General features: G+C 66.2%; 16 protein-coding genes and 1 tRNA gene. 6 read left to right on the top strand and 11 right to left on the bottom strand.

What is annotated here, in order from left to right; all coding sequences use genetic code 11:
• Positions 1 to 19: 19 nt before the first annotated feature.
• The 8 genes from rplJ to AC1DIP_RS01865 form a co-directional block, all read right to left on the bottom strand.
• Positions 20 to 601 carry a 50S ribosomal protein L10 gene (gene rplJ, locus AC1DIP_RS01900; protein ID WP_347885426.1) on the bottom strand — a complete coding sequence of 194 codons (582 nt, stop codon included), beginning with the start codon at positions 599 to 601 and terminating at the stop codon, positions 20 to 22.
• A 293-nt stretch (positions 602 to 894) separates the two neighbouring features.
• Positions 895 to 2,013 carry a GNAT family N-acetyltransferase gene (locus AC1DIP_RS01895; protein ID WP_476206430.1) on the bottom strand — a complete coding sequence of 373 codons (1,119 nt, stop codon included), beginning with the start codon at positions 2,011 to 2,013 and terminating at the stop codon, positions 895 to 897.
• A 7-nt stretch (positions 2,014 to 2,020) separates the two neighbouring features.
• Positions 2,021 to 3,157, bottom strand: coding sequence for a GNAT family N-acetyltransferase (locus AC1DIP_RS01890; protein ID WP_476206432.1), 1,137 nt, complete (start codon positions 3,155 to 3,157; stop codon positions 2,021 to 2,023).
• Between the two features lie 125 nt (positions 3,158 to 3,282).
• Positions 3,283 to 3,990, bottom strand: a complete 708-nt coding sequence (rplA, locus tag AC1DIP_RS01885) for a 50S ribosomal protein L1 (protein ID WP_018760471.1) — start codon at positions 3,988 to 3,990, stop codon at positions 3,283 to 3,285.
• A gap of 179 nt (positions 3,991 to 4,169) precedes the next feature.
• The gene (rplK, locus tag AC1DIP_RS01880) at positions 4,170 to 4,601 is read right to left on the bottom strand and encodes a 50S ribosomal protein L11 (protein WP_018760472.1); all 432 of its coding nucleotides are present in this window, start codon (positions 4,599 to 4,601) and stop codon (positions 4,170 to 4,172) included.
• Positions 4,602 to 4,728: 127 nt separating this feature from the next.
• The gene (gene nusG / locus AC1DIP_RS01875; RefSeq protein WP_476206435.1) at positions 4,729 to 5,547 is read right to left on the bottom strand and encodes a transcription termination/antitermination protein NusG; all 819 of its coding nucleotides are present in this window, start codon (positions 5,545 to 5,547) and stop codon (positions 4,729 to 4,731) included.
• A 115-nt stretch (positions 5,548 to 5,662) separates the two neighbouring features.
• Positions 5,663 to 5,947 (bottom strand): preprotein translocase subunit SecE, encoded by a 285-nt coding sequence (gene secE / locus AC1DIP_RS01870; RefSeq protein WP_056388913.1) that lies wholly within the window; start codon positions 5,945 to 5,947, stop codon positions 5,663 to 5,665.
• A gap of 82 nt (positions 5,948 to 6,029) precedes the next feature.
• Positions 6,030 to 6,102, bottom strand: a tRNA-Trp gene (locus AC1DIP_RS01865).
• A 278-nt stretch (positions 6,103 to 6,380) separates the two neighbouring features.
• Here AC1DIP_RS01865 and AC1DIP_RS01860 point away from each other — a divergent pair.
• Positions 6,381 to 7,598, top strand: coding sequence for a pyridoxal phosphate-dependent aminotransferase (locus AC1DIP_RS01860; protein WP_477732643.1), 1,218 nt, complete (start codon positions 6,381 to 6,383; stop codon positions 7,596 to 7,598).
• Positions 7,599 to 7,720: 122 nt separating this feature from the next.
• On the opposite strand, the gene AC1DIP_RS01855 is transcribed toward AC1DIP_RS01860, so the two are convergent.
• Positions 7,721 to 8,410 carry a LuxR C-terminal-related transcriptional regulator gene (locus AC1DIP_RS01855; protein ID WP_477732642.1) on the bottom strand — a complete coding sequence of 230 codons (690 nt, stop codon included), beginning with the start codon at positions 8,408 to 8,410 and terminating at the stop codon, positions 7,721 to 7,723.
• Entirely contained in the window at positions 8,407 to 9,744 is a 1,338-nt protein-coding gene (locus tag AC1DIP_RS01850) for an ATP-binding protein (RefSeq protein ID WP_477732641.1), read from the bottom strand. The genes AC1DIP_RS01855 and AC1DIP_RS01850 overlap by 4 nt, the downstream gene beginning before the upstream one ends.
• A 125-nt stretch (positions 9,745 to 9,869) precedes the next feature.
• Here AC1DIP_RS01850 and AC1DIP_RS01845 point away from each other — a divergent pair, with 125 nt between their 5' ends.
• The 5 genes from AC1DIP_RS01845 (at position 9,870) to AC1DIP_RS01825 (ending at position 13,914) form a co-directional block, all read left to right on the top strand.
• Positions 9,870 to 11,441, top strand: a complete 1,572-nt coding sequence (locus AC1DIP_RS01845) for a PspC domain-containing protein (protein WP_477732640.1) — start codon at positions 9,870 to 9,872, stop codon at positions 11,439 to 11,441.
• A 1-nt stretch (position 11,442) separates the two neighbouring features.
• A complete protein-coding gene (locus AC1DIP_RS01840; protein ID WP_141159748.1) occupies positions 11,443 to 11,700 on the top strand; it encodes a hypothetical protein in 258 nt (85 codons plus the stop codon).
• Between the two features lie 3 nt (positions 11,701 to 11,703).
• Positions 11,704 to 11,961: a PspC domain-containing protein gene (locus AC1DIP_RS01835; protein ID WP_141159747.1), complete on the top strand. Its 258-nt coding sequence runs from the start codon at positions 11,704 to 11,706 to the stop codon at positions 11,959 to 11,961.
• A gap of 183 nt (positions 11,962 to 12,144) precedes the next feature.
• Positions 12,145 to 13,170 carry an ATP-dependent 6-phosphofructokinase gene (locus AC1DIP_RS01830; RefSeq protein ID WP_159631345.1) on the top strand — a complete coding sequence of 342 codons (1,026 nt, stop codon included), beginning with the start codon at positions 12,145 to 12,147 and terminating at the stop codon, positions 13,168 to 13,170.
• Between the two features lie 27 nt (positions 13,171 to 13,197).
• Positions 13,198 to 13,914 (top strand): GNAT family N-acetyltransferase, encoded by a 717-nt coding sequence (locus tag AC1DIP_RS01825; protein WP_477732639.1) that lies wholly within the window; start codon positions 13,198 to 13,200, stop codon positions 13,912 to 13,914.
• On the opposite strand, the gene AC1DIP_RS01820 is transcribed toward AC1DIP_RS01825, so the two are convergent.
• Positions 13,876 to 15,396, bottom strand: coding sequence for a DHA2 family efflux MFS transporter permease subunit (locus tag AC1DIP_RS01820; protein WP_477732638.1), 1,521 nt, complete (start codon positions 15,394 to 15,396; stop codon positions 13,876 to 13,878). The two genes, AC1DIP_RS01825 and AC1DIP_RS01820, sit on opposite strands and share 39 nt — an antisense overlap.
• Positions 15,397 to 15,445: the final 49 nt, after the last annotated feature.

Below are 15,445 nucleotides of genomic sequence, written 5' to 3'. Positions count from 1 at the left end.
TCTGGTGGGGGTAAGAGAACTAGTTCTCTTCGGCAGCGGGAGCTTCGGCGGCAGCGTCAGCTTCAGCGGCAGGGGCTTCTTCAGCGGCGGGCGCTTCGGCAGCTGCCGGTGCACCGTTCTCTTCTTCAAGCTTGAGGCGCAGTGCGTCGATGATGCGTGCAGCTGCGGCGGCAGGTGCCTTGAGGACGCCTGCAACCTTGGCGAGCTGCAGCTCGCGGGACTCAAGGGCAGCCAGTGCGGCGACCTCGGTGGCGTCCAGCGCCTTGCCCTCGAAGTAACCGGTCTTGATGACCAGCTGCTTGTTGGCCTTGGCAAAATCCGTCAGGCTCTTGGCAGCGGCAACTGCGTCACCCTTGATGAACGCGATTGCAGTGGGGCCGGCAAGCTGGCCGTCGAATGCTTCGACGCCGGCTTCCTTGGCTGCAATGGCGGTCAGGGTGTTCTTGACGACCGCGAACTTGGTGTCCTGGCCGAGAGAAACACGCAGCTGCTTGAGCTGTGCAACGGTGAGCCCGCGGTATTCGGTCAGGACAGCGGCGTTCGATTCCTTGAAATCGTTAGTGATCTCAGCTACTGCTGAAACCTTGGTAGGCGTTGCCATAACCCTCCTTCCGGGGATAGTGCCGGTATTCGACGGTCCCCGCTCAAGAGAGCTAAAACTAAAAACGCCCCGCGCAGATGCACGGGGCTTGGCTCAACACGTTGCCGTGGAGCTTTGCTTCGTTCACCTGCGCCGGCCGCCCTGCGTTGAGGGTCCTTCGTCCGGAAAGCCACTGTGGTCCCCAGCGCACAACTGCAGAGTTGAGCCATGTTCAGGAGAGTGGATTTCCAACAACCGACGGTCTTTGGTACTCCCAGCTTACGCGAGGCGTTGCCGGTCCGCCAAATCGGGACTCAGCTGGTGCTGGTGTGCAGCGTCGGAAGCTCCTTCTGCCAGATGCCGGTGACCCCGGCTGTCTGGAATCCCAGTTGCTTGTTGACCGTCAGGAGGTACCGGTTCTCCGGCGCGTTCCACGTGTAGATAATGCGGGCGTCCGGGAACTGCTCGCTGAGCCGCTCCATGTTGGCCACCTTGATCAGCAGCCCGAGCTTGTTGCCCCTGTGCTCCTGCAGGACCAGGGTATCGTCCTGGAACACCACGTCAGCCCGGTGCGCCAGGACCGTGATGGTGGTCAGGCCCACCAGGGCCCCGGTGGCGATGTGCTCGACGGCGGTGACCACCGTTCTCCTGCCCTGCGCGATGGCGACGTCCTCCGCCTCACGCAGGATGCCGCCGTCGAACACCATGTCCTGTTCAACCGGCATGTCCAGTGATGGGTCCACGTCCGCGCCCGCCTGGTTTTCCAGCGCCGCAACGGCCTCCAGCCAGCGGTCGGGGCAGCGGTCCGTCCAGTGGTGCAGCCGGTACCTGCCGTTGTTCGCCTCCTCGGCCTCAGCCTGGAGGTCGGCCACCAGCTTGGTGTCCAGGGGCAGGAGGCAGGAGCTGAACTGCTCGATGTGCTGCAGCGTGTAGCCGGTCTTCTGCGCGAACTCCACCTCGCGGCTCTCCAGTGGCACGAAGCCCAGCCCGGAGCCGGGAACCAGCTGGGCCCGTTCAAACTCATGCAGGGATGCCCCAGGATGGTTGGTGTCCACCAGGATCATGGTGCGGCCCTCCCCCCGGGCCAGCTGTTCGGCAGCTTCCAGCAGCCGGCGGCCCACTCCCTGCCGCTGGAACTCTGGCAGGATGTCCAGGGTGAGCTCGGCAAGGTCCAGGTGATCGGTCAGGGGCAGCGCAATATCAACCGTTCCCACGATCGCGCCGTCCACCCTGGCAACGAGGATCAACTGGCGCTCATACGGGTCCGCGAACTCAAGCAGCTTTTCCTCGGGACCATACGCAAGATCGTCACTGCCCCACGTCTGCATGCGCACCTTGCGGCCCACTTCCACCGCGGCGAGGAAATCCGCAGCATCCGGGGTGTCCAGTGAATCGGGAATCCAGAGCTGCTCGATCTTCACGTCTATTGCCATTCGGGCATCATCCCAGCCGTTTCTGCCACTCACCTTCATAGCCAGCGGGCCTGAATCCAAGGGCGGTATTTATCGCCAGCATATGCTGGTTTTCGCTGGCATTCCACGTCAGGACGGAGCGCGCCTGCGGCCATTTTTCCCGGGCTCGCCGCAGGTTGGCGGCCTTGGTCAGCATCCCCAACCGATGGCCGCGGTGCTCCGCCGCAACCAGGGTGTCCTGCTGGATCAGCGACTCCGGCACCTGCGGCCGCCAGGTGAGGACGGTGTACGCCACCAGTTCGCCGGTTTGCCGGTGCAGGGCTGCGGCCACCGAGGCCTGCACACCGCTGCGGACCTGGACCTCTTCGTCCCGCCGCACACGCTGGACGTCCCAGTCCTCCTGTTCCCAGTCCATGCCGGCGGCGGGCGCGTCCGTGCTCATCCGTACCCGCAATCCGGCATAACCTGCCACGAACTCCTCCGGACAGCGGTCGTCCCAGACGGCCGGCACGTAGTCCCCGGAGCGGGCTGCGGCGTCCTCTTCCAGCTTTGACAACAGGTCCGCGGCGACGGGCAGATCAAGCCTGCTGGAGCGTTCCACCTGTTCCAGCTGATACCCCGACGCCAGGGCGAAGGCCGTTGCAGGGTCTTCCGCCGGCAGGTGGCCTGCCCCGGATTTCGCGGTGACCATGCGTGAACCCTGGCGCATTTTGTCCAAGGGAACTTCATGGAAGCCCTCCAGGGTTGACCTGCTGCGGGCGCGGGCCACGGCTTCGGCATGTTCCAGCAGGCGGCGCCCCACTCCCCTGCGGCGCCGGCCGGGAACCACCAGGACGTCGATACCCGCCGTGGCAAGGTTCTCGCGCAGGGGCAGCGTTACGGAGCACAGCCCCACCGGCTCCCCGCCGTCCCGGGCAAGGAACAGCCGCCGTTCCTCGTACTCGGTCCCGCGCCAATACTCCAGCGCTTCGTCCAGGGTGGGGCAGCGCTCCAAGCTTCCCCAGAGCTCGAAGGCGTGGGCCTCCTTCATGGCCTGGCATGCCAGGAGGTCCGCCGGCGGTGCAGCGTGGCGGCCTTGTCCGCGTGGAGGGATGACGACGGCGGCAATTGCCAAGGATGGGGTCGACGGCGACAGTGTGGGGCCGGTTCGTTCAACGTGGTCCATGCGGCCAGCTTAGGCAGCATCGGCGCGCGTGGGAGCCGGTACAAAAAGACCGTCCCGGCGCCTTGGCGCCGGGACGGTCTCTGGTTGCTCCGGAATCAATCCGGAAGCAGGAACTTCAGTGAGGACTATGCCTCGGTGAGCACCTTGGTGACGTTGGGGTCCACGGAGATGCCCGGGCCGAACGTGGTGGCAACGGTGGCCTTCTGGATGTAGCGGCCCTTCGCGGCAGACGGCTTGAGGCGAAGAACCTCTTCCAGTGCAGCTGCGTAGTTCTCGGCCAGCTTGATGGCGTCGAAGGAAACCTTGCCGATGATGAAGTGCAGGTTGGAGTGCTTGTCGACGCGGAAGTCGATCTTTCCACCCTTGATGTCGTTGACGGCCTTGGTGACGTCGGGGGTCACGGTGCCCGTCTTCGGGTTCGGCATGAGGTTACGCGGGCCCAGGACCTTACCGAGGCGGCCAACCTTGCCCATGAGGTCAGGGGTGGCTACGGCGGCGTCGAAGTCGGTCCAGCCGGCGGCGATCTTTTCGATCAGGTCGTCGGAACCAACGAAGTCGGCGCCGGCTGCGATTGCGGCCTCAGCCTTGTCGCCCGTTGCGAAGACCAGGACGCGGGCAGTCTTACCGGTGCCGTGGGGCAGGTTGACGGTGCCGCGGACCATCTGGTCAGCCTTGCGGGGGTCAACGCCGAGGCGGAAAGCGACCTCAACCGTGGCGTCGAACTTGGACGGGTTGGTGTCCTTGGCCAGCGTTACTGCCTCGAACGGTGCGTAGTGCTTCTCCGCGTCGATCTTGGCGGCTGCTGCCTCATATGCTTTGCTGCGCTTTGCCATGCTGCTTATTTCTCCTTGTGCAGTTGTGGTCTGCGGACCGCGCTGGGCCCTGCCACAGTCGGTGATCCGGTTCGTTATCCGGCCCGGATGGCCAACATTTCAATTTTTTTGGTGCCGGTGTTCCGGCGGTGCCGCCCGTCGTCGTCATTCAACCCGACGCTGGGCAGCGGTAAGGGCTGTTAGCCCTCGACGGTGATGCCCATGGAGCGGGCGGTGCCGGCGATGATCTTCGCTGCGCCTTCGAGGCTGGTGGCGTTGAGGTCTTCCATCTTGGTGGAGGCGATCTCGTTGACCTGGGCCTGGGTCAGCTTGGCAACCTTGACGGTGTGCGGGGTGGATGAACCCTTGGCAACGCCTGCAGCCTTCTTGATGAGCTCTGCAGCCGGCGGGGTCTTGGTGATGAACGTGAAGGAACGGTCCTCGTAAACCGTGATTTCCACGGGGATGACGTTGCCGCGCTGGGCTTCCGTTGCAGCGTTGTACGCCTTGCAGAATTCCATGATGTTGACACCGTGCTGGCCAAGCGCAGGACCGATCGGCGGGGCCGGGTTGGCGGCACCTGCCTGGATCTGCAGCTTGATGAGGCCGGTGACCTTCTTCTTGGGAGCCAATGTAGGGTCCTTCTCTCAATAACGTCCTGGGGCACAGGAGCGTGCCTCAGGTTTTTGGCCGCCATGGCGAGGCGGCCGGCCGTTCCGTGCCGCTAAGCGGGCGGCGCCGGGACGAATTCTAGGATTTTCAGATCTTGGTGACCTGGTTGAACGCCAGGGTGACCGGCGTTTCGCGCTCGAAGATGGAGACCAGTACCACCAGGGTCTGGGACTCGGGCTTGATCTCGGAGATCGTGGCGGGGAGGGTCTCGAACGGACCTTCCTTGACGATGACGGACTCGCCAACTTCGAAGTCCACGGCCACGGGTGCCTGGTTCTGCTTGTTGACCGGCTTGCCCTTCTCGGCCTGTTCCTCTTCGAAGACAGGGGCGAGCATGGAGAAGACCTCATCCAGGCGCAGCGGGACCGGGTTGTGGGCGTTGCCCACGAAGCCGGTGACGCCGGGGGTGTGGCGGACGGCGCCCCAGGAAGCGTCCGTGAGGTCCATGCGGACCAGGACGTAGCCGGGGATGCGGACGCGGTTGATCACCTTGCGCTGGGCGTTCTTGATCTCCACGACTTCTTCCATGGGGACCTGGATTTCGAAGATGTAATCTTCCATGTCCAGGGTCTGGATGCGGGTTTCAAGGTTGGCCTTCACGCGGTTCTCATAGCCGGCGTAGGAGTGGATGACGTACCAGTCACCTTCCTGGCGGCGCAGCTTGGCCTTGAACTCCTCAGCCGGATCAGCGGCGGCGGTGGCGGCCGCAGCGGCGAGGGCGTCTGCAGGCTCATCTTCGCCGTCGGCGTCGGAAGCGTCGGCTTCGTCAGCAACTGCTGCGTCGGAGGCGGCGTCGTCGGATTCGGGCGCGGAAGACTCAACCTCGGACTCTTCACCGGCTTCTGCCGTGATGTCCGGGGATTCTTCCAGCCCGGTCTCGGTTACCTCGAGCTCCTGCTCAGACACTTGGTCTCCTGCTTCCTCATTGCCTAACATGCCTATTTAAATGGCTCAATTCCGCACGCCGGCGCTTCCTTCCGGTTACCCCGGGTGAAGCACGCAGCCTGCGGACCGTTCAGCCTTAGCTGTCCTTGGGGCCGGTGCCGCCGAAGATCCAGCTGACAGCGGTTCCGAAACCAATGTCCAGCAGGCTGACGATGACCATCATGATGGCCACGAACACCAGCACCACGAGCGTGTAGTTGATCAGTTCCTTGCGGGTGGGGGCAACAACCTTCTTCAGTTCGCCGATGATCTGGCGGACAAAGAGTGCAATGCGGGCGAAGAAGTTTGCCTTGGCTTCCTTCTTAGCTGGGCGGCCCTTGGAGCTGCTGGCAGCTGTTTCGGTCACCTGGTCCTCGCTCATCTTTGCAATGGTGGATTACCCGGCCCTGATCAGAACCATGGTTGCTGCGCCTGCTCCGGGCTTTCGCCCGGAGCAGCTTGCGCAGGGCAGACAGGACTCGAACCTGCAACCTGCGGTTTTGGAGACCGCTGCGCTACCAATTGCGCCACTACCCTATGGAGTGAATTGCACTCTTTGATGGCCAACCACCAGCTTGAGCTGGGGCGCACGCCATCATCCGTGTTTCAACACCGGTGAACCAGTCTACGCAAGAACTTCGCGTAGGTAAAACCAGCCCGTTTCCGGCCCATCCGCTGGCCGGCCCGGATCATGCTGCGCTGGGCAGTCATAAATCAAAACCGGCACCCCGGAGGGTCCGGTGAACAGCATAGAGTAGAACTCGTCGAATCCCACATTCCAGCCCCCGGGCTGCAAGCGAAGAACGGACCTGCCAATGCCTTCCGCCCGCGTTTCCCAACGCATTTCCGCAATTGCCGAATCCGCAACCCTGGCGGTCGATGCCAAGGCCAAGGCGCTGAAGGCAGCTGGCCGGCCGGTTATTGGCTTCGGTGCGGGCGAGCCCGACTTCCCGACCCCGGACTACATTGTCCAGGCGGCCATTGAGGCGGCGTCCCAGCCCAGGTTCCACCGCTACTCCCCTGCAGGCGGGCTGCCCGAGCTGAAGAAGGCCATCGCGGAGAAGACCCTGCGCGACTCGGGCTACACCGTGGATCCTTCCCAGGTGCTGGTCACCAACGGTGGCAAGCAGGCTGTCTACAACACCTTCGCCACGCTCGTGGACCCGGGCGACGAGGTCATCGTGCCCTCCCCGTTCTGGACCACCTACCCCGAAGCCATCCGGCTGGCCGGCGGCGTCCCCGTGGAGGTTTTTGCCGGGCCCGAACAGGACTACCTGGTGACGGTAGACCAGCTCGAGGCAGCCGTGTCGGACCGGACCAAGATCCTGCTGTTCGTCTCGCCGTCGAACCCCACGGGCGCCGTGTACTCCCCCGAGCAGGTGGCGGAGATCGGCAAGTGGGCCGCGGCCAAGGGCCTCTGGGTGGTTACGGACGAAATCTACGAGCACCTGACCTACGACGGCGTGCCCTTCACGTCCATCGCCACCGCGGCCCCCGAGCTCGGCGACAAGGTGGTCATCCTCAACGGTGTTGCCAAGACCTACGCCATGACCGGCTGGCGCGTGGGCTGGATGATCGGACCCGCGGACGTCATCAAGGCGGCCACGAACCTGCAGTCGCATGCTACGTCCAATGTGTCCAACATCATGCAGATTGCAGCCCTCGCCGCCGTGTCCGGTCCCCTGACTGCCGTCGACGAGATGAAGGTGGCCTTCGACCGCCGCCGGAAGGCCATCGTTGCGGGGCTTAATGCCATTGACGGCGTGGAATGCCCGACGCCGAAGGGCGCCTTCTACGTGTACGCGGACGTCCGTGCGCTGCTGGGCAAGGAGTTCCCCACCGCGTCCGGCACCGCCACGCCGCAGACGTCCGCCGAGCTGGCTGCGCTGATCCTGGACGAGGTTGAGGTGGCAGTGGTTCCGGGTGAGGCGTTTGGCCCGTCCGGCTTCCTGCGCCTTTCCTACGCCCTGGGCGACGATGACCTCGCCACGGGCGTGCAGCGCCTGCAGGACTTCCTCGGCAAGGCCCAGTAACGCCCCATCACCTTTCGCAGGAAAAACCAGAACGCCCCATCACCAAGTGATGGGGCGTTCTGGTTTAAGGCCCGAAAGGTGATGGGGCGTTGCCGATTTACGGGCAGGAGGTGACGGGGCGTTTAGAGGAGGCGGCGCTCCGCGGCCCACTTGGTCAGTTCGTGGCGGCTGGAGAGCTGGAGCTTCCGCAGCACCGCCGAGACATGGGTTTCCACGGTCTTGATGCTGATGAAGAGCTCCTTGGCCACCTCTTTGTAGCTGTAGCCCCTGGCGATGAGCCGCATGACCTCAAGCTCACGGGCTGAGAGCTTGTCGAGTTCGTCGTCGGCAATGTCCGCGGGGGCAGTGCCGAAGGCGTCCAGGACAAAACCGGCAAGCCGGGGCGAGAAGACCGCATCGCCGCCGGCAACCCGGAATACGGCGTCGGTGATCTCGGCGCCGGAGATGGTCTTGGTGACATAGCCGCGGGCGCCGGCGCGTATCACTGCGACCACATCCTCCGCGGCGTCGGACACACTCAGGGCCAGGAACCGGGTGCTGGCCAGGAGCGCGGCGGAGCCGGCGATGACTTCCCGGCCGCCGCCGCCCAGTCCGCCGGGGAGGTGGACATCCAAAAGGACGACGTCGGGCCGCTGCTGGGCAATCACGGCGATGGCCTGCTCCACGGTGGCAGCCTCACCCACCACCTGGATGCTGGGGTCGAGGTCCGCTTTAAGGCCGGACCGGAAGATGGCATGGTCGTCCACGATGACCACCCGTGCGGAGTTGGCGAGCCGGGCATTTCCGCCACCGGCTCCCTGGGTCATGTTCATGCTTTTCCTTCCGCGTGTTCTGCTGCAGCCGGCAGCCGCAGCCGGACCTCTGTGCCGTCGCCGGTACTGAGGATGGCAGCCGAGCCGCCGTGCCGTTTCATCCTGCCGATGATCGATTCCCGGATGCCGAGCCGGTCCGCCGGCACGTCCCCCAGCTCAAAGCCCGGGCCCCTGTCCTTGATGAAGATCTCGGCCAGCCCATCCGATGCCTCAAGGTAGACCGAGACCGTCCCGCCACCATGGCGTGAGGCATTGAGCATGGCTTCCCGGCTGGCCTGGACCAAGGCGTCGTACGCTTCGGTCATGGGGGCGTCACCAACGGTGACCACCTCGACGGCGTTGCCGAGCAGGTCCTCAACCTCGCCGGCCACGGCCTTGATCCGGTCTGAAAGCTGCCCGCTTTCGCGGCCGGGGTCCTGGAAAAGCCAGCCGCGCAGCTCGCGTTCCTGGGCACGGGCCAGGCGGACGACGTCGTGCTCGTTGCCCGCGCGCCGCTGGATCAAGGCGAGGGTCTGCAGCACGGAGTCGTGGAGGTGGGCGGCGATCTCGGCACGTTCCGTCTCCCGGATCCGGCCGGCGCGTTCGGCTTCAAGGTCACGCCAAAACTTCAGCGCCCACGGCAGCAGGACCAGCACCACCCCGCCCAGGACGGCCACCGAGGCAAGCAGCGCGAGCCACGTTTGCTCCCACGAGCCCGAGCCGGACACCATCACCAGGACCCCGGCCACCACCAGCGCAAGGCCTGCAGCGAGGCGGCCCCAGCCGCCGGCCTGGTCCGCCTTGGTCTTGTCCACCAGCCCTGCGCGCCGGGTCTCATCCAGCTGCATCCATGCGATCGAAGCGCCGCCCAGGACCGCGGCAGCCGGGATCAGCGTTCCCAGGGACACGTCCACACCCAGCAGCTGGGCGATCATGATGCCGGCGACGAGCAGCAGTCCGCAGCCCAGCAGGATTTCCTTGCCGTACCGCATTCCGCGCGCCCGGAACCAGGGGGCGCCCTGCGGGCCGCCCTCGCCGTCCGGAACGGGACCCGGGGCACCCGCAGGGGATCCGGCGTCGGCAGCGGCCCCCTGGGCGGGCTGGCTCACCGCCGGGGCAATGGGCGACGCCGGGCGGCGGGCATTGCGGCGGGCGGCCTCGTCCGCAGTGGGCACCATGATCCAGAGCCATGCGTAGAAGACCAGGCCGGCGCCGCCTGCGAAGGACGCCAGGACCATGCCCAGGCGGACGTTCCGCACCGGCCACCCCAGGTGCGCCGCCAGGCCGGAGCACACCCCGGCGATGACACGGTCGCTGCTCCGTGCCAGGGGCGGCCGCACCGGAAGGGTTGTCATGGGTCAATCCAAACATGGATCAGGGTTGCCCGGACCGTATTCGGCCGCTTCCCGGGGACAGCTCAGGGACGGTTCAGGGTTTCCCCCAGTAGAGCGCTGCCGGACATGGACGGGAGGATCGAGGTATGAACTCGCAGACCCCCTCCCCCGACGACGAACACCCTGCCGAGCCCCTTCCCAAGGAGCAGCCCGGCACGGACAGTGGGCAGCCTACCGAGCCGCTGCCATCCCCCGGCCCAACGCCTCCCGACCCCGCCAGTGCCCCGCAGGCTGACCCCTCGCCCAACTATGCGTACCAGGGCAGCCCGGCACCCGCTCCGTCCACCGACTTCTTTGGCTGGATCCGCAGCAACGGCATCCACCGGGGCAACGACCGGTGGGTCGGCGGCGTCTGCAGCGGTATTGCGCACAGGCTGGGCGTTGACCCCATCATCATCCGGGGCGCCTTCATTGTCCTGACCCTCCTGGCCGGCATCGGCGTCCTGCTGTACGGCCTGGCCTGGGCCCTCCTCCCGGAACCTGACGGCAGGATCCATGTCCAGGAAGCCGGCGCCGGCCGCTGGTCCAGCGGCATGACAGGCTCCCTTATCGCCACCATCCTGGGCCTCACCGGGCTGGGCGGAGGCTTCTGGGGCTGGAGCCACAACGGCCTCAGCGGACTGCTGTGGACCCTCTTCTGGGTGGGCGGCGCCATCTACCTGATCTACTACCTCTCCCAGCGCAACAAGGCCCACCCCACCGTGGCCGGCCACGGGACGGCCGCGCCAGGCGGGACCTATCCGATGGGGAGTTCCGGCACCGCCCACACCGCGACGTTCTCCGCCGGCACCGCGTCCGGACCAACCGCGGCTGCAGCGCCGCCGTATGGCACCAGCTCCGCAGGCGCGGCGGATACCGGCAGCGCGACAGGGGGCCCTTACGGCCAGGGCGGCTACAGCCCGGCCGGAAGTGTGCCGCCTGTTCCCGGCTCCGGCGGCGTTGGGGGCACGTCTCCCGGCGGTCCCGGCAGCGGTGCCCCCGGTGGCGGCAGCTACCCCACCCCGTGGGTTCCGCCGCGGCCGCCCAAGCCCCGGCCGTCCGGTCCAGGCGCCCCCGGTGTGGCCATCGCAACGGGTTCCGCCCTGGTGGTGGGCGGTGGACTGAAGGCCCTCGACGCCGCGAACGTCATCAGCCTGGGCGGCTCCGCCAACGCCATCGTGTGGGCCAGCGCGGCAGCGGTCCTGGGCCTGGGCATCCTGGTGGCGGGCTTCCGCGGCCGGACCTCCGGCATCCTGAGCCTCTTCGCCGTGGTTGCACTCATCACCGGGGGTATCTACAACACCCTGGACGATGGCCGGATGCGGTTCCAGCAGGTGGACTGGAACCCCGCCAGCATCGAGGAAGCACGCGGCGGGATCGACATCACGGCCGGACGAGGAACCGTGGACCTCACGGGCCTGTCCCCAACGGCCCCCCTGACGTCCGACGTCGTGGTTCCCCTGGACATCACCGCAAGCAACGTCACCGTGGTGATTCCGCAGAACGTGCCGGTGGACATCAAGGCGGACATGACCATGGGCAACCTGAATGAGGGCGGAGGCCAGCGCGGAGGCACCACCACCCGCCAAAGCAGCTACAACACCGACCGGCCCGGCAACCACCTGGTGGTCCAGATCGACGGCACCTTCAGCAACGTCACGATCCAGGAAGGCAACTGACATGGACAACAGCAACATTCCGACGACGGCGGGCCACGACACGGCCGGACCGGCACCGGCAAGGGTGGGAACGGTGGTGTGGGGACTGATCGTCCTGGCGCTGGCCGCGCTGATCATCGTGGCCCAACTGGGGATCGTCGCCCTCAATGGCACCTACGTCCTGATCGGCCTCATGATCGGCGCCGGAGTGGCCCTGGTGGTGGGCGGCCTGCTCTCAGCCCGGAAACGTGACAACCAACCAACTACAGGGAAGTCTTGAACCATGGATAAGTTCTTCAGCATTGTCAGGGGCTTCGGCCTGAAGCGCGGACCGCAGCGCTGGGTTGGTGGAGTACTCGGAGGAATCGCGGCGCAGCTCAACGTCGACGTGGCCTACGTCCGCATCGCTTTCCTCCTGTTGTGCCTGCTCCCCGGACCTGCAGTGGTCTTCTACCTCCTGGCCTGGATCATCATCCCGGACCAGCGCAATGAAATCCTGCTGCAGACCTTCCTGGACCGGCGGTCGCTCAACCGTCCTTGACCGCCGCACTTTCAGGCCCCGGCCCTGGGGAATCATCCTCCGGGGCCGGGGCCTTGCCGTGTCCCCGGCGGCCGGGCCCAATGTAACCGGTTTGTGTCGTACCCCACACACCCCACTACACTTCTAGGTGAGCTCAGCGTGGCGCTCTGCCTGTAAACCTTCTTCCCAGGATTTGAGCCGAACATGAAAATTGGAATCCTCACCAGCGGTGGCGACTGCCCCGGATTGAATGCCGTGATCCGCGGCGCGGTACTTAAGGGCATCGCCGTCCATGGCCAGGAATTCGTCGGATTCCGGGATGGCTGGCGGGGCGTGGTGGAGGGCGACATCATCGACATCCCCCGCACCATGGTCCGCGGCATCGCCAAGCAGGGCGGAACCATCCTGGGCACCTCCCGCACCAACCCGTTCGAAAACGGCGGCGGCCCTGAGGCCATCAAAGCCCACATGGACCGGCTGGGCATCGATGCCATCATCGCCATCGGCGGTGAGGGAACGCTGGCAGCTGCCAAGCGCCTGACCGACGCCGGACTGAAGATCGTCGGTGTCCCCAAGACCGTTGACAACGACCTCGACGCCACCGACTACACCTTCGGTTTCGACACGGCCGTCCAGATCGCCACCGAGGCCATCGACCGGCTCCGAACCACGGGTGAATCCCACCACCGCTGCATGATCGCCGAGGTCATGGGCCGCCACGTGGGCTGGATCGCCCTGCACGCCGGCATGGCTGCGGGCGCGCACGCCATCCTCATCCCGGAGCAAAAGGTCAGCATCGAGCAGATCACCGAATGGGTCAATGAAGCCCACGCCCGCGGCCGCGCGCCCCTCGTGGTGGTGGCCGAAGGCTTCGTTCCCGAACACATGGAGAGCCCGCACTCCGAGCGCGGCCTGGACACCTTCGGCCGTCCGCGCCTGGGCGGCATCGCCGACCAGCTTGCGCCCGAACTCGAGGCCCGCACCGGCATCGAAACCCGCGCCACCATCCTGGGGCACATCCAGCGCGGCGGCGTCCCCTCAGCCTTCGACCGGGTCCTGGCTACCCGGCTGGGCATGGCCGCCATCGACTCCGTGGTGGAAGGCTACTGGGGCACCATGGTGGCGCTGAAGGGTACCGACATCCAGCATGTCGCCTTCGAGGAGGCCCTGGGCCAGCTCAAGACCGTCCCGCAAAACCGCTACGACGAGGCCGCGGTCCTGTTCGGCTAAGTCACTGGGCCGCCCTAGGCTGGGACCATGACACTCGATCCCGGCTCAGCGGCCATCATCCAGTTGGCGTGGGCGCGCCGGCTGGGCCTTGAAGACGACGCATTCGGTGACGCGCTGGCGTCCGGGGAACGGATTGTCCGGGCCGACGAATCGGCCCGGACTGTCGAATTTGTGCGGCTGTTCGGAAGCTCGGCTTTGGTGGGACCACGGAGCGTCATCGACGCCGCGGCGGAAATCCCCGACGAGGAAATGGCCCAGCACGTCACCCTCCTGAAACTGACCAGCGACCAGGGTGGCCACGGGCTGGGCGCCGCGGCCCTGTTTTTTGCCGACGACCTGCCGCTCCAGCAGCCCTCGGAGGAACTGACGGTGTCGCATGGAAACCCGGAAGCGATCGAACTGGAGGGCAGGTGCCCGCCGGATGACGTGAATGAAGTGGGCCTGTCCGACCTCGAGAACCGCTACACCATCGTCCATGAACTGGACGGCAGGCGCGTGCCCCTGGCCTGCGGGGCCTACGGCGAGTGGGAGGGCCTGCTGGCCAACATGGGAGTCCTGGTGGACCCGGGCTGGCGCCGCCGCGGCTTGGGCGCGCTGGCGGGTTCCATCGCCGCCCACGAGGCCCTGGCCGCCGGGCTGACCCTGCAGTGGCGGGCCGACGTCAGCAACACCGGCTGCCTCGCACTTGCCAGGAAGCTGGGCCTGTCAGCCGGCGGAATCCAGACCAGCGTCCACCTTCGCTGACGCCTGGCTGCCCGCGGCGCCCCAGTCCTGGACCGGCTTGGGCTTGGCGAAGAACAGGGCCACAGCCGCACCCGCGAGCACCACGGCGGCGGGCAGCAGGATCGACTGGGCCATCGCCGTCGAGAACCCCGCTTGCAGGAACCCGGGCAGGGTACCGCCCATGGCCATCCCCTCACCGGCTGATGCCGCCGGCCCGCCTGACGGGAGTTCGGCGGCGAGCCGCGACTGGATAAGGACGGCGATGGCCGCACTGCCCAGCACCGCTCCGAACTGCCGGGTGGTGTTGTACACGCCGGAGCCTGCGCCGGCCTGGCGCGGCGGCAGGTTGCGGGTGGCGGTGGTGCTCAACGGCGCCCAGATGCCGGCATTGGCAAAGCCCAGGACTGCGCTGGGAAGCAGGAACAGCAGGATGGGTGTGTCCGGCTGCATCAGCAGGCCGTTCCAGACCAGGGCGACAGCCATCAACGTCAGGCCGCCGGCGGCCAGGTATTTCGGGTTGACCCGGTCCACGATCTTGCCCACCACCGGTGCCATACCGCCCGAGATCAGCGCCATGGGCACCATCAGGAGTGCCGACTGGGTGGGCGTCAGGCCGCGGACCAACTGGTAGTAGAAGATCAGCGGCAGGCTGAAGGACGTGACGGTGAACCCCACCATGGTGATGCCAAGATTGGCCAGGGAAAAGTTCCGGTCCCGGAAAAGGCCCAGCGGCAGGAGCGGTTCGCCCTTGTTGAAGCGCTGCCACGCCACGAAGGCGGCCAGGACTATAAGGCCGGCAATAATGAGTCCCCAGACGCTGATGGGTCCGGTGATGGTGCCCCAGTTGTACGTCTCGCCTTCCTGGATGCCGAAGACCAGCAGGAAGAGCCCGACGGCGCTCAGCAGGACACCGGGGATATCGAACCGGTGCGGGTGGGTGCTCAGTGCCGGGACGTTGCGCATCGCCAGGATGAAGCCCACGACGCCGATGGGCACGTTGATGAAGAAGATCCACTCCCAGCCCAGGCCATCTACCAGGACACCGCCCAGGATGGGCCCCACCAGGGTTGCCATGCCGGCCGTGGCACCCCAGATGGCCATGGCGGAACCGCGGCGGTCAGGGGGAAAGATGCGGGTGATGACAGCCATGGTCTGGGGCGTCATGACTGCTGCTCCGAGCCCCTGCACTACGCGGGCGGCGATAAGGGTTTCCACGTTTTGGGCCAGGCCGCACCAGAGCGAGGCCAGGGTGAACACCACCAGGCCCAGCAGGTACAGCCGCCTGGGGCCGAACCTGTCACCGAGGCGGCCCGTGATGAGCAGCGGGACGGCGTAGGCCAGCAGGTAGGCACTGGTCACCCAGATCACCGAGTTGATGTCGGCGTGCAGTCCCTCCATGATCCGGGGATTCGCCACGGAGACGATGGTGCTGTCGATCAGGATCATGAAGAACCCGATCACCAGGGACCACAGCGCCGGCCACGGCTTTTCTACGTTTTCCACTCGGTCATCCTTCTGGAGTTTAGTTTTGGTGTCCGGGCGGAAACCCGGG

This window comes from Pseudarthrobacter sp. 05T312, from assembly GCF_056396685.1.
Note: the sequence above shows the minus strand (reverse complement) of the source record. Positions and strands in the feature narration are given on the sequence as shown.

What these genes read in the sequence shown, in the direction of transcription:
- rplJ (WP_347885426.1), bottom strand. Translation starts at nt 601, where the DNA reads ATGGCAACGCCTACCAAGGTTTCAGCAGTAGCTGAGATCACTAACGAT.
- AC1DIP_RS01895 (WP_476206430.1), bottom strand. Translation starts at nt 2,013, where the DNA reads ATGGCAATAGACGTGAAGATCGAGCAGCTCTGGATTCCCGATTCACTG.
- AC1DIP_RS01890 (WP_476206432.1), bottom strand. Translation starts at nt 3,157, where the DNA reads ATGGACCACGTTGAACGAACCGGCCCCACACTGTCGCCGTCGACCCCA.
- rplA (WP_018760471.1), bottom strand. Translation starts at nt 3,990, where the DNA reads ATGGCAAAGCGCAGCAAAGCATATGAGGCAGCAGCCGCCAAGATCGAC.
- secE (WP_056388913.1), bottom strand. Translation starts at nt 5,947, where the DNA reads ATGAGCGAGGACCAGGTGACCGAAACAGCTGCCAGCAGCTCCAAGGGC.
- AC1DIP_RS01860 (WP_477732643.1), top strand. Translation starts at nt 6,381, where the DNA reads ATGCCTTCCGCCCGCGTTTCCCAACGCATTTCCGCAATTGCCGAATCC.
- AC1DIP_RS01855 (WP_477732642.1), bottom strand. Translation starts at nt 8,410, where the DNA reads ATGAACATGACCCAGGGAGCCGGTGGCGGAAATGCCCGGCTCGCCAAC.
- AC1DIP_RS01850 (WP_477732641.1), bottom strand. Translation starts at nt 9,744, where the DNA reads ATGACAACCCTTCCGGTGCGGCCGCCCCTGGCACGGAGCAGCGACCGT.
- AC1DIP_RS01845 (WP_477732640.1), top strand. Translation starts at nt 9,870, where the DNA reads ATGAACTCGCAGACCCCCTCCCCCGACGACGAACACCCTGCCGAGCCC.
- AC1DIP_RS01840 (WP_141159748.1), top strand. Translation starts at nt 11,443, where the DNA reads ATGGACAACAGCAACATTCCGACGACGGCGGGCCACGACACGGCCGGA.
- AC1DIP_RS01835 (WP_141159747.1), top strand. Translation starts at nt 11,704, where the DNA reads ATGGATAAGTTCTTCAGCATTGTCAGGGGCTTCGGCCTGAAGCGCGGA.
- AC1DIP_RS01830 (WP_159631345.1), top strand. Translation starts at nt 12,145, where the DNA reads ATGAAAATTGGAATCCTCACCAGCGGTGGCGACTGCCCCGGATTGAAT.
- AC1DIP_RS01825 (WP_477732639.1), top strand. Translation starts at nt 13,198, where the DNA reads ATGACACTCGATCCCGGCTCAGCGGCCATCATCCAGTTGGCGTGGGCG.